This is a genomic window from Proteus sp. ZN5 (assembly GCF_011046025.1).
In the GTDB taxonomy this organism is placed as follows: Bacteria; Pseudomonadota; Gammaproteobacteria; order Enterobacterales; family Enterobacteriaceae; genus Proteus.
Map to the genome: position 1 here is coordinate 590120 of NZ_CP047639.1, position 13016 is coordinate 603135.

Genomic DNA, 13016 nt, shown 5'->3' on the forward strand with positions numbered 1-13016 from the left:
GATCTTCTCTTTTATAAGAAAAAAATTTTTAAAACAATAGGTTATATTTTTCTCTATTTGCAAATAGAGAAATAAAACTAAGATGAACTTATGTCAGCAATTTGTTCTTTTAATGGAAATGAGTTTTCATCAAGTAAATTCCATTTCACTTCGGTATGAATTGGCATGTGATCAGGCAATTGATAGTGCTGCTCTCCAAATGGAGGCAAGGGTTTAATTAACTGTTCATCATTGATTGCGGCTGTACCAACGACTAATTTATCTATTGATACAAAAATAGGTGAGTTATTACTGACAATGAGTTTGTTACCAGCTTGCTTAAAACTAATTTTATCTTGCACACTCTCGATAGTGAGTTTTTCAAGGGATTTGGGACGGTAATAAACCTTGAAATTGAACTCACGTAAAATAGCCATACTAATGTTATCTTCACTGCTTTTTTGCACAGATGGGATCAGTAAAAAGCGCGCTAAGTAGATTGATTCTCTATCTTTCGGCAATTTATTGGTATCTGATGCAAAAAGAAGTCGCCATTCATAATATTGCCCCGGCATTAACTTATACAAAGGAGGTGTAATAATAAAAGGTGTTTCATCCCGTTTAGTGAGATCTTTTTGTCCCGTATTATTGTCTAGCCATTGCATATTTGCTTGTACTAAATAGGGAGATTGCTCTGCATTTCTTAATCCAACAGAAATACTTTTTTCACCTTCTACATAGGTTTTTCTCTGCAATGAAAAAACAATATTATTGAGTGATTCGGCATAGCTACTTGCTGTAAATACAGTCAATATCGTCAATAAAAATAAGTAAAGTGGGTAATGTTGTTTCATTAATTTAGCTCTTATCATTATCAATTTATTTAAGTTTTATTAATGCCGTTGATCAGACTTTTGTGTAAACCGTCACGACGGCTTTACCACGATATTGCCCAGGTTGTACGGTGTCATCAGAGCAGATAGCCCATTTTATTCCTAAATTTTCCATTTGATTGTATTTAGCGATAACGGGTAACTGGAGCTCTTGGTTATTAAACTTTAATAAATCCTGAGAACCTACATCTTTACAAGATAAAGCAGGGCTGGCTCCATTAACAAACGGTTTACCCAAAACCCAAGGTGCAGGGTCAGTGATACTGCCATTTTGTTTATTTAGTACTAATTTTGTTGGTTCGCTATCATTGACTTTTCCTTCAGTGACAACTGCAGAAATAAAAACAGGATGTCCATCTCCAGTACAACTATAAGTTAATGATGATTCTTGAATAACCTCATTTTCTCGATTCATTACAACGTTAATATTATTATTGGAAACACTGCTAATTTGGCAAACTCGAACAATTTTTAAATTGGCGCGTACGTTGATTCTTAAATTTGCATTAGCCTCAGATGAATAGCCTTGTGTAACCACATAAATAGGTGCGCCTTTGTAAGAAAGATAACCTGGAGAGAGTTTTTCTGTCACATAAACAGGATAGCGATCATTATTATAGACTTCGATATTTTTATAGCCACCCGCGGAAGTCTCTTGATTTCGAGGATAGAAACAGGCATTCATATCGGAATAGTTACTGACTAATCCATTGTTATTACGTGAAAAAAAAGTTCCTGAATAGGATGAATTTAAGTAGCTCCCATTAGGCCTCACTTCATATTTTAGTGTGGGAGTGGCGTAAATATTTATATTGCCTTTATCATCGGTTAGTGGCAGTCCAAATTTATTGTTACTTTGAGGGACTTTTTGAAAAATTTTTGTACCATTGTAGCAATAATATTCGTCTCCAGTGATCCCAATTAGGGATTCACTTGGTGACCAATCACCTAAGTTATTATTATATTCATCATATATAGGTTCATGATAAGAAATTAGAGTATTTCCTGTGAGTATTCCTTTAACATATTGAGGTGTATTAGGATCTGGATTTTTGGCTAAGTCCACGACACCAATCAAGGTGAGAGTCATCGTACCGTAGCTTTTATTGCTATAAGAGTGAAACGGTAATAAAAATAGGGCTAAAAAAGAGACGAACTTGATTAAATTAAATTTCACTTGAACCTCGTTTTTATCATCATTTTTATTGGCAAATAGCATCAAATGAGCGTATCGGTTTTTCAACAGAAACAGGCAATTGATCTAAATTAGAGAACATAGCAGTACATTGTAATTGGCTGTCAGTACCCCAATTAACTAATATGTTTCCTGAGTTTGGCAATCCACTCATAAAGAGTTGGTTATTATCGCTGACAATACCTGTGTTTTTATTCTCTGGATTTTCTTCAAGCAATGTAGCATTTGCCCCAAACGGGATGACACTACCATCTGCTCTTTTTAGCGTAATAATAGCTTGATAACCTACTCGAGTATCAAATTTCACTTTTACGACAGCACCTGCGGTTGGATAAACCATCTTAGATGTCTCATTTAACATGACATTTTCAGGTAATGTGTTGATATTCATATTGATATAGTTGGTATGATAAGGTGATACATAAGGATGAAGTGCATAACCTTGACTGTTAATAACACTATCATTACCTTCAATTGCCATTCCTTCAGCACCTTTGGCTTCAACAATAGCTGTTGTGTTGCCCATATTAGGACCTAATAACACACCACCTGAATGCAGCATTGCACCGCCACCAAAACTACCATTTACGGTTTGATGGTCTCTTGAATAGTTATAGCCTAAAGATGCAGTACCTTTAGAGCCTGAATAGTTACTATAAATATTACCGTTATTTCCTTGGCCTTTATTTGCTAAATTCTGAGAAATACCATACGTCAGTTTATTGTCCAGAGCTGAACCACTTAATCCAAGATTGTGGCTCATACGGTTATTATTATCACGCGTGACAGAATAAGAGCTACTCATATTTTGAGCTAACTCATGATTTGAGAATGCGCTAAATGGAATGTTGACGTTGACAGAAATTTGTCTATTTTCAGGCCAGCTCTGTTTATCTTTAATTCGGTCAATACTGTAGTCGACAGAATAGTTAATAAATTTATAAGAGTTGTTATAACCCATTGAAAACTGTTTTACTTTACGATCTATTGCCCAGTAATCACTTACACTACCATTGACATAAATGCTGCCATATTGACCTAATGATTGTGAAATCGAGGTGGTAAAACTACTGCGTTGTCGTTGGTTTAACCATGGCGCTAAACCATCTTTTAAATCGTAATTATAATTATTAAAATCACTAAAACTAAAATAAGAGCGTGTAGAGTAACGAAGCGCCGTTAAGTCAACAGATGTACCTGTTGATGTCATACTTTTTGAATAACGTACCCGGTACGATTGGCCTTGTTGTGTACCTAAATCGTTATTAAGACGAGCCGTTGAATGGGTAATATCGGTTGAAATAGCGCCAAATGACCCTAAAGAGATCCCAAGGCCACCTACAATAGATAAATAATCTTGAGCAACTAATAGACCACTATAGAGCGTCGTATTAATAGGTAATCCGTAGCTTCCTGATGCGCTAATAAAGTCTGAATTTTTATTTTTAGTTGTAATTCCCCCATCATATCGGCCCGCAATCGCTTCATATTTATAGCCTCCAGGACGTTGCATTATAGGTAATGAAGAAAATGCTACGGTAAACATCTTTTCAGTGCCATCTTCTTCTGTGATCGTAACTTCTAAGTTACCCGCATTACCTGAAGGAGAAATATCTTTGATATTAAAAGGACCAGGAGCAACGTAGGTTTGATAAACCACGTAGCCATTTTGTCTAACAGTGATACGCGCATTTGACTGTGCAATGCCTCTTACTTCAGGTGCAAAACCACGTAAGCTACTGGGGAGCATTTGATCATTTGATGATAATTGGATCCCTTTAAATGGAATACTGTCAAAAATATCATTAGATGAACTCAATTCCCCTATTGCCAACGTTGAACGAATAGCAGCAAAGGTGCGCATAATATGAGTATTAGAAAAACGATTTGATGAAGAATGACCAGAGTCGCCATCAGAATAATTATAAGAAAAGTTAGATCGAAGCCGCCATACTCCTAGGTTTAATCCCCCTTGAATATTGGCAAACGCATGATCATTGGTTTGTTTATCGGTATTGTCTGCTTTATTCCATTGGCGATCGCCACTAATAAAATAGTTAAAAAAGAGTGCGGCAATACCATTATCCCAAAGAGAGGGATCGATATAACCATCTGCTTTAATTAACATAGCAACTTGTGGAATGGTAAATTTTATTTTTAGATTTGCGACATCTGGTGTCATTGTTGCATCTGAAATATATTCAGAAAGATTGGTAATTGGAGTATCCGGAGGCAAATCTTTTAACTTAGGGATGGCTGGAACATTAACTCCCCAATCAGTTAACATTTTTGGTGTTAACTCAGGAACAATATCCCCTTTTTCATTAGGGATAAATTTCAGCATTTTATCGCCTAAGTTATTAGTGTTAACAATAACTTGAATAGCATATTCACCTTGAGGAATGCTATTTTCTTTTGAAAATTGAGTTAAGTCGATATTATTTATATCGGTACCAAGTAAACTATCTAACATTGTGGGATCAAAATAGTCTTCACCATGAGAATAAAAAGATACTATGATGAGAGAGGATAGTAGGCTTATTTTAAATTTTCTATTATTCATTACCTTGACCTTCTATTCTTGAGCCTAAGTTTACATGGAGTAAATATAAATTAATTTTTAGTTTTATTTTCTGAAGTTATATTTTTATTAAGTTCTTCAGAAGGTTCTTTTTTGAAAGAGTATTTCTCTGAAATACCACCAAAATCATCAATAAATCGCCAACTAGCTTCTGTTAAAACTTTATTTTCAGTATTTATTTCTAAGTTCTTAAATGGAGCAATAAGAATGCTTCCTTGTTGTGTTTTATGATTAACAGAAAAATCAACAAGAGTAATAAAATATGGTGTTGGGTTATTTATTTTCCATATATTTTTTTCATTAATTACATTTATTTTTTTAAATATTGATGCATCTAATGAAGGTAAGTTTTCTGGTCGATAATACATTTTTACAATAATTGCTGTAATAAAGACGAGATCTGTTTTTTCTGTATTTTCCTTTGCAGATGTTGAGGGTGGAATTGCTCTCGCTTTAAAATAAAAAATAGATTCTTTATCTTTAGGTAAATCACCCACATCATTAGGAAAAATACGAACAGTATATTGGCTTTCTGCATCAACACGGAATAATGGGGGAGTAACAATAAATTTATTTGATATTGTTTCATCCAACGAACTTAATATCGATGCTTGAACTAAATAAGGTATCTTATTATCGTTTGTTATCTCAATGGTTTGATTTTTATCTGTTTCTCCAAATATAAGCCTACTTTTATTTAAGCCAATACCCTCTGAAAATGAGAAAGCGCTCCATAATAGAAATGAAGTCACTAGAAAAAAAGATAATGATTTCGATAATATAGAAGATAGCATTATTGTTAATCCGCAAAGTAAGTGATGGTAATTGTGGATTTAAATTGACCTAAGTTCTCTGTCTTTGTAGAACAATCAGCAACACCCTTTTTACACATAACATAGGTATAAAATGTTTTATTCATATTATTGGCTGAAATATTTGTCCAAATTTTACTGTCATTGGCAAAAAAAACGTTATCTGATGCTTTTGCGCCATCTTTGTCTGAAATACGAATTGCAAAGTCTTTACCTTCAGGTGAATCTAAAAAACCATCATTCACATAATTGCCTGAAATTTTTAGATAATTTCCACTGAAACTTGTATTTTTACAGTTTGACAGTTTTACTTGAAATGGCTTCTTTATATTTCCATTATTTGCATCACTGGCTAATCTTTTTAAAGGTACTGAGCCAAAATCAACTTTATTTATTGATGTACCTTCAATAATAATATTACAAGTGTTTTTGGGTACAGTAACATTGAATATAAATTCTGCATCATCAGCCGCAAATATAGGCGAGATCCCACTTAGGAATAATGTTGCTATGGCAAAACGAAATATTGAACTCATTATTATTACCTATATAGCTAAGGTTGAATTAAAGTTAAATCAACGGATGCAATTAATTCACCTGCTTTGGCTGGGTTGCTGTCTATCTTTACAACACTGACTTCAAATTGACTCTCTAATTCACCATTGCTAACCACTTCAAAAGGAACATTTGCATGAGGTGAAAAAAGAAGAGGGTGACAATTTTTTTTATTACTATCACAACTTCTTAATATGAAACCGGCATTAACAGTATTTGTTGTAGGATAAATAATATTGTTGCTATTTATCGTTGTACCATTAGATGGTGTTATTTTTATTGCTAGCATCTGTAGCGGTTCACTGATTTCAAAATCTTGGCAGTGGTATTTGAAAGTGAATGGCGTTGTGAATGATTTATCACCAACATCTTCTTTTAACTCATGAGTAATAATATTTTTTTTAAAAATAACATCTTGTGTTGGTGCTGAAATAGTACATGTACCTTTACTTATATTACCTATAATTTCTAAATCTGTTGATGCATTAACATTTCCACTAATAAATAGTGAATTTAAAATTACAGAAAAGATCGTTAAATATAAATTTAAACTTTTATATTTTTTTATCTTAGCCCTAAGAAAAAGGTTATTTAATATTTGTCTTAAATGCATCCTCGCCTCCTAGATCATTAATTGTTATCCATTCAGCTGTACCTTTTCTTGCTTGTGCTGGCACCAAGTAATCAAAAGATTGATAAGGCGAAATCATGGTATTTTTATTGGCAAGGTTTAGGTTTACTTTTGTTCCATTTAAGACTAAGGAACTTAATGAAATATAATAAGGTGAATCATTGATCACTGTTACACCATTTGAGTTTGCTTTGAATGATAAACTTTCACGTGCTTTCTCTGGTGTCATAGGTAAATGCTGTGGACGATAAAATAGCTTAATAATGTGGTCGTAAGCGATGCTTAATGCATTACTTGCTAATGGTCCATCAGTTGATGGGATCATCACTGCATGAAAATAATAAATAGATTCTCGGTCAGTGGGTAAATTAGAAGGCTGTGCATAAATACGCACTTCTTGATTAGATCGGCTTTGTATTTTCGCTAATGGTGGTGAGAGTGTAAAAGGAACAGTTTTATTTCCGGTTTCATTAACAATAAAGAATTTTGCAAGGTAATTGGCATCAGTGTTGTTTCTTGCACCAATGGAAACACTTTTTTCATTTTGAGTGTAAACAATACGTGTTGCATTCAAACTTACGCCTGAAGCAAAGGTCGAGGTAGAGAGCAATAATAACGGAATAAGCCATAGTAGTTGCATTAGTTTAAAGGAAGAAAAATAAATATTTTTATTGGCTACCATTTTTATTGCTCTCTATCTTTTGTGAATTAAGAGGCTTTAATTAAAGCCTCTTTTATCAAATAACAATTAAAAAATATTAGTTATAAGAAACGCTGAAAGTTACTGGAACATTTAAAATGTCAGCTTTAGCGTCTTTACCAGCTTGAGTTAAAATTAGGTTTGCTTTTAATGGAATAGAAGCATTAGAACCTTCATCCATTTTAACAATACCGGTTAATTGAGTGTCTTTATTTGGCTCGATTGTACCTGTTGAGGCATCATTACCATGGAAAATTTGTACTGCTAAAGATTTTGCTGTTTTGTTAGCAAAATATTTTGAAGAGTAGCTAGATGCTTGACCGTCTGCATAAACGTAAACTTTTGCTGGATCAGCAGCTTTAGAACAGTTGTTTAAAACAAGGTCAAAGTCTTTGGTTGTGCCTACTTGAGATTCTACAGCAGCGGCTTGTAGTGTATCTAAAGTGAAAATACCAAAGTTGATAGTATCGCCTTCAGTTGTTGAGGTAACATCACAAGCTGCTTCACGTAGCTGAGCTTTGAATGTTACTGTTGCACTTTTTTTACCTTCATCAGCGAATGCATTACCAGCAAAAACAAAGCTAGCTAGAACAGCAGCAGAAATTAGTTTTTTATTAAATGACATATAAACACCTCTTGTGTACCTTCGTTAGAGTTAAAATACACCGCAATTAATTTAAAGACGGTGTGATAGCAATTTTGCTGTTTGAGTGAAAACAGCAAAAATACTAAACATAATTATGTATAAGATAGGCTAATGTGGTTATTCAACAACGAATAATCTAATCTTGATTATTAAATTTTAATATTCTATTAGTATTAAATTATATTAAAAAAATAGAACAATGTAATAAAGATAATTTAGACAAAGATCATGTGAATACTGAACAAGTATTATTTAGCTATAGGTTAATAATATATGCAAATTGAAATTAGTACATATTACTCTTAGTTATTTAGGCTAAGAAAAGTCTTAAATAAAAAGTGATATAAGTTTTATTAATCGTTTATAAGATTTGAATTAATTAACAAACTGTATAAATATTCATTTTTATAAAATCAAAATATGATTTTTATAAAAAAATAGATATTTTAAGTTTTATTTATTTTTTTCTTAATGTGTTGATATTTATGTGTTTAAGTTTTTTTTAAAAAATTATTTATTTATTAAGTTAATTATTGTCTTTTTATGATTATCCTGTCTAGATTAAATTGGTATTAATGGTTTAAAGTTTAATTCAGATATTTTTGATAGGTTTGAATACGTTATTTATCATGACAAGTAATAACTATTAAAATATTTTTATATATCATAATGTTCAAATAATGTTAAAGCTTGTTTTAAATTGGTTAATTGTACCAATATCGATAGGCTAAAAAAGTTATTTATTTTTAATGATATCCTTTAACTCTAAAAAAGAGTACTTTTATATTTAATAATTAATTTCTATAAAAATATTAAAATGAATATGTTAATAAGAAAAACAGATAGAATATATTTATTTCAAAATATTTTTTTATTTAGAACAGAAAAACATCGGTTATTATTTTCATTGTGCAATTTTTAATAAGTTAAAATATAATAATGTCAGTTAGTGTTTAATGCTTTTTTTGTTGCTCTGTTTTGGTTATGTTGGGTTATTATTTTTTGTAAATAGATGTCTTGAATGTTTTTAAAATCGTCAAAAATGACGAACATTGTTTATAGCTAACAATGAAAATATCTATCTTATTAATTAATAAAGTTATTTTATTTGGCATGCTTCCTGCTTAGTTGAACGTTCTTTATGACTCTTTTACTCCCTAGTTAGGGGAAAGGATATCAAATGAACAAAATCAACTCCGTCTGTCCTTACTGTGGCGCTGGCTGCAAAATCAATCTCTGTGTCGAAAATGGTCGCATAATCAAAGCTGAAGGTGCCAATGGTGTCACTAATCAAGGAGAACTTTGCTTAAAAGGACTCTATGGTTGGGATTTTCTTAATGACAATAAATTGCTAACAGCCAGAATTCATGAACCCATGATCCGCCGACAAAAAGGGGGTGATTTTGAAATTGTAAGTTGGAATGAAGCGATTCAATATACGGCAAAAAAATTACTGGAAATCAAAGAAAAATATGGTGCGAAATCCATCATGTGTACGGGATCTTCTCGTGGTACAGGGAATGAAACTAACTTTGTGATGCAGAAATTTGTTCGCGCGGTATTAGGTAATAATAATGTCGATTGCTGTGCACGTGTTTGTCATGGACCTTCTGTTGCAGGTTTACAAGAGACATTAGGCAATGGTGCCATGAGCAACTCTATTGCTGATATTGAAGATTCAGATTGCTTATTAGTTTTTGGCTATAACTGTGCTGACTCTCATCCTATTGTGGCGCGTCGAGTTGTAAAAGCGAAACAAAAAGGTGCAAAAATAATCGTTTGTGATCCTCGTAAAATCGAAACAGCCAAAATTGCTAATCAATATTTACCATTAAAAAATGGGACTAATATGGCGTTAGTCAATGCATTTGCGTATACGCTGATTGATGAAGATCTTTATGATAAAGATTATGTCAGCCGTTATACCGAAGGTTTTGAAGAATATAAAAAACAACTCGCAGATTATAGCCCTGAAGCAGTACAAGATATTGTGGGTATCCCAGCCATTGAAATCCGTAAAGCAATGCGCACTTATGCGGGCGCTAAAACCGCCACAATTATGTGGGGAATGGGTGTCACACAATTTGGTCAAGCGGTTGATGTGGTAAAAGGCTTATCAGGCCTTGCGCTATTAACAGGTAATTTAGGTAAACCGCATGTTGGCGTTGCACCAGTTCGTGGACAAAATAATGTTCAGGGTGCGTGTGATATGGGGGTTTTACCTAACATGTTCCCAGGGTACCAATATGTCACTGATGAAGAAACACGTAAAAAATTTGCTCAAGCGTGGAATATTCCTGTTGAACAACTTGATCCTGAAGTGGGATATCGCATTACTGAAGTACCGCATTTAGCCATTGAAGGTAAAGTAAAAGCGTATTACATCATGGGTGAAGATCCACTACAAACCGAAGCCGATTTAGGCTTAGTAAGAAAAGGCTTTGAAGCTCTCGATTTTGTGGTAGTCCAAGACATCTTTATGACTAAAACCGCTGAGCAAGCCGACGTGATTTTACCTTCAACCAGTTGGGGGGAACATGCAGGTATCTTTACCTGTGCCGATAGAGGATTCCAACGTTTTGAAAAAGCTATTGAAGCGCGTGGTAATGTAAAACGTGACTGGGAAATTATTAGCTTATTAGCCACCGAAATGGGCTACCCGATGTCTTATGAAAATAATGAAGAGATCTGGAATGAAGTTAGAGCATTATGCCCACTGTTCTTTGGTGTTACTTATGAAAAACTAGCAGGTTTAGCCCATATTCAATGGCCTTGTACTGATATTGAAGATAAAGGAACACCTTATTTATATTCAGGTAACCAATTCACCACACCATCAGGCAAAGGTCAGTTATTCGCGACACCATGGCGAGCACCAGCCGAATTACCCGATGCTGATTATCCAATGATTTTATCTACGGTGCGTGAAGTGGGGCATTATTCTTGTCGCTCGATGACAGGTAACTGTAAAGCATTGGCATCTCTTGCGGATGAACCGGGTTATGTTCAAGTTCACCCTGATGTTGCCAAAGAAGCCGGTATTCGTGATCAAGAAATTGTTTGGGTTGAATCACGTCGAGGTAAAGTGATGTCTCGTTGCAATGTGAATGAGACAATTAACAAGCAAGCGATTTATATGACTTATCAATGGTGGATTGGGGCATGTAATGAGCTGACTCAAGATAATCTTGATCCTGTGTCAAAAACACCTGAAACCAAATATTGTGCAGCTAAAGTGATTAAAATTGAGGATCAAAAATGGGCGGAAAGCCAAGTTTCTCAACACTATCACACCATGAGAAGCCGCTTAATAAACTTAGTGGAACAAGCAAAAACAGCGGCACATTAAGTTAAGTGTTGATTTAAAATAGAAATGGAGGCCATTAAGCCTCCATTTTTTTCTCACATCTATTTTATCGAAAAAAAAGCAGTTTATTATTTTTGGTTTAATTTACTTTCTGCTTCTTTTTTCTCTTCTTCTAAGATCTCACGATACCAACGCGGATGGTGTTTTTTTGCCCAACCACGAGTTACCCAGCCTTCAATCATGCTACGAATCGAACCTTTCACCCAAAACGCGGCATAAGCATGAACAAATACTGTTATGATAAGTAAAATAGCTGACAGTGAGTGAGCCAGTAAGGCAATGCGAATAACAGGGATAGAGAAATAGTCCGCGAAATAAGGACGCCAAATAATCACACCACTGATGGTCAGTACGATAAGGCTAAGACTTAATGTCCAATAAATTCCTTTTTGACCCAAGTTATAATGCCCAATATCGCCGGCTTCTTCGTTTTGTAGCACTTTATGGATATTTTTTGCCCATACCAAGTCGTCTTTATCAATAAAGTTATGTTTTAAATATCTAAAAAACATAAAGATAAAGAAGAATACCATCGCAACACCTGCAAAAGGATGCAGTAAGCGCGAGAGCTGTGGTGTACCTAAAATATTCATAAACCAGTTTAGAGATGGGAAGAAAAAGCCCAATCCGCTAAAAGTGGTAAAGATAAAGAAAATCGCTACAACCCAGTGATTAATACGCTCTGAGGCAGTATGACGAAGGATTTTATCACTTTTCTTCTTCATTATTTCTGCTCCTCTTTATTCACTGAATTTTGTGATGCTTCCATCTCTTTTTGTGCCTCTTCTTCATCTTCTTCTGTGGTGTGGTTAGGGCCAATACCTAGATAATGGAACATTGCGCCTGCAAAGGTGGCTGCAAAACCAACCGCCGCTAATGGTTTCCAAATACCTTTCCAGAATTTCACAGTAGTGCTAATTTCTGGATTTTCTGGTAAGCCATGATACAAATTAGGTCTATCTGCATGATGAAGTACATACATAACGTGAGTTCCGCCAACCCCTTGTGGATCGTATAAACCGGCTTTGTCATAACCACGCGTATTAAGTTCAGCAACGCGCTCATTGGCAAGATGTGTCATCGCTTCTTTAGAGCCAAAATGAATGGCTCCTGTTGGACAGGTTTTTACGCAAGCTGGCTCTTGACCGACTTCAACACGATCAACACATAATGTGCATTTATACGCGCGGTTATCTTCTTCATTAATACGAGGAACATCAAAAGGGCAGCCCGCAATACAGTAGCCACAACCAATACAATGTTCTGATTGGAAATCGACAATACCGTTAGCATACTGAACAATGGCGCCTTCTGCTGGACAGGCTTTTAAACAACCTGGATCAGCGCAGTGCATACAACCATCTTTACGAATTAGCCACTCCAGCTTGCCGTTTTCTTCCACTTCAGAAAATCGCATTACTGTCCACGATTTAGCGGTTAAATCCATCGGGTTATCATAGACACCCACGTTAAGGCCCACTTTATCGCGAATATCGTTCCATTCAGAACAAGCAACCTGACACGCTTTACAGCCAATACAGGTAGTAACATCAATAAGCTTTGCTACTTCTTCTTTAAAATCACGTACCTGTGGTGCTGGCGTGAGGGAGTTGGTAGCAGAGCGACGAATAATATCTTGAGATTGCAATGACATTAG

General features: G+C 34.6%; 11 protein-coding genes. 1 reads left to right on the forward strand and 10 read right to left on the reverse strand.

All coding sequences use genetic code 11. From position 1 onward, the window contains the following. Window positions 1-77 precede the first annotated feature (77 nt). The 8 genes from GTK47_RS02830 to GTK47_RS02865 form a co-directional block, all read right to left on the reverse strand. Window positions 78-833, reverse strand: a complete 756-nt coding sequence (locus tag GTK47_RS02830; protein ID WP_165122067.1) for a molecular chaperone — start codon at window positions 831-833, stop codon at window positions 78-80. Between the two features lie 52 nt (window positions 834-885). After that, complete coding sequence (locus GTK47_RS02835) at window positions 886-2049, reverse strand: hypothetical protein (protein WP_165122068.1); 1164 nt, start codon at window positions 2047-2049, stop codon at window positions 886-888. Window positions 2050-2074: 25 nt separating this feature from the next. After that, on the reverse strand, window positions 2075-4630 hold the full coding sequence (locus tag GTK47_RS02840; protein ID WP_165122069.1) for a fimbria/pilus outer membrane usher protein: 2556 nt from the start codon (window positions 4628-4630) through the stop codon (window positions 2075-2077). A gap of 50 nt (window positions 4631-4680) precedes the next feature. Continuing rightward, on the reverse strand, window positions 4681-5442 hold the full coding sequence (locus tag GTK47_RS02845) for a molecular chaperone (protein ID WP_165122070.1): 762 nt from the start codon (window positions 5440-5442) through the stop codon (window positions 4681-4683). 5 nt (window positions 5443-5447) lie between these two features. Next, window positions 5448-5996: a fimbrial protein gene (locus GTK47_RS02850; RefSeq protein ID WP_165122071.1), complete on the reverse strand. Its 549-nt coding sequence runs from the start codon at window positions 5994-5996 to the stop codon at window positions 5448-5450. A 17-nt stretch (window positions 5997-6013) separates the two neighbouring features. Then, complete coding sequence (locus GTK47_RS02855) at window positions 6014-6628, reverse strand: fimbrial protein (RefSeq protein ID WP_165122072.1); 615 nt, start codon at window positions 6626-6628, stop codon at window positions 6014-6016. Then, window positions 6603-7328 carry a molecular chaperone gene (locus GTK47_RS02860; protein WP_165122073.1) on the reverse strand — a complete coding sequence of 242 codons (726 nt, stop codon included), beginning with the start codon at window positions 7326-7328 and terminating at the stop codon, window positions 6603-6605. The genes GTK47_RS02855 and GTK47_RS02860 overlap by 26 nt, the downstream gene beginning before the upstream one ends. A gap of 76 nt (window positions 7329-7404) precedes the next feature. Next, the gene (locus GTK47_RS02865; RefSeq protein ID WP_165122074.1) at window positions 7405-7971 is read right to left on the reverse strand and encodes a fimbrial protein; all 567 of its coding nucleotides are present in this window, start codon (window positions 7969-7971) and stop codon (window positions 7405-7407) included. 1201 nt (window positions 7972-9172) lie between these two features. Here GTK47_RS02865 and fdhF point away from each other — a divergent pair. After that, the gene (fdhF, locus tag GTK47_RS02870) at window positions 9173-11341 is read left to right on the forward strand and encodes a formate dehydrogenase subunit alpha (RefSeq protein WP_165122075.1); all 2169 of its coding nucleotides are present in this window, start codon (window positions 9173-9175) and stop codon (window positions 11339-11341) included. An 86-nt stretch (window positions 11342-11427) separates the two neighbouring features. On the opposite strand, the gene fdoI is transcribed toward fdhF, so the two are convergent. Together fdoI and fdxH are read right to left on the reverse strand one after the other, a co-directional pair. Further along, window positions 11428-12087: a formate dehydrogenase cytochrome b556 subunit gene (gene fdoI, locus GTK47_RS02875; RefSeq protein WP_165126448.1), complete on the reverse strand. Its 660-nt coding sequence runs from the start codon at window positions 12085-12087 to the stop codon at window positions 11428-11430. Beyond that, on the reverse strand, window positions 12084-13013 hold the full coding sequence (fdxH, locus tag GTK47_RS02880) for a formate dehydrogenase subunit beta (protein WP_165122076.1): 930 nt from the start codon (window positions 13011-13013) through the stop codon (window positions 12084-12086). Before fdxH ends, fdoI begins: the two co-directional genes overlap by 4 nt. Window positions 13014-13016: the final 3 nt, after the last annotated feature.

Coding starts and splice junctions, on each gene's coding strand:
- GTK47_RS02830 (WP_165122067.1), bottom strand. CDS start 833: ATGAAACAACATTACCCACTTTACTTATTTTTATTGACGATATTGACT.
- GTK47_RS02840 (WP_165122069.1), bottom strand. CDS start 4,630: ATGAATAATAGAAAATTTAAAATAAGCCTACTATCCTCTCTCATCATA.
- GTK47_RS02845 (WP_165122070.1), bottom strand. CDS start 5,442: ATGCTATCTTCTATATTATCGAAATCATTATCTTTTTTTCTAGTGACT.
- GTK47_RS02850 (WP_165122071.1), bottom strand. CDS start 5,996: ATGAGTTCAATATTTCGTTTTGCCATAGCAACATTATTCCTAAGTGGG.
- GTK47_RS02855 (WP_165122072.1), bottom strand. CDS start 6,628: ATGCATTTAAGACAAATATTAAATAACCTTTTTCTTAGGGCTAAGATA.
- GTK47_RS02860 (WP_165122073.1), bottom strand. CDS start 7,328: ATGGTAGCCAATAAAAATATTTATTTTTCTTCCTTTAAACTAATGCAA.
- GTK47_RS02865 (WP_165122074.1), bottom strand. CDS start 7,971: ATGTCATTTAATAAAAAACTAATTTCTGCTGCTGTTCTAGCTAGCTTT.
- fdhF (WP_165122075.1), top strand. CDS start 9,173: ATGAACAAAATCAACTCCGTCTGTCCTTACTGTGGCGCTGGCTGCAAA.
- fdxH (WP_165122076.1), bottom strand. CDS start 13,013: ATGTCATTGCAATCTCAAGATATTATTCGTCGCTCTGCTACCAACTCC.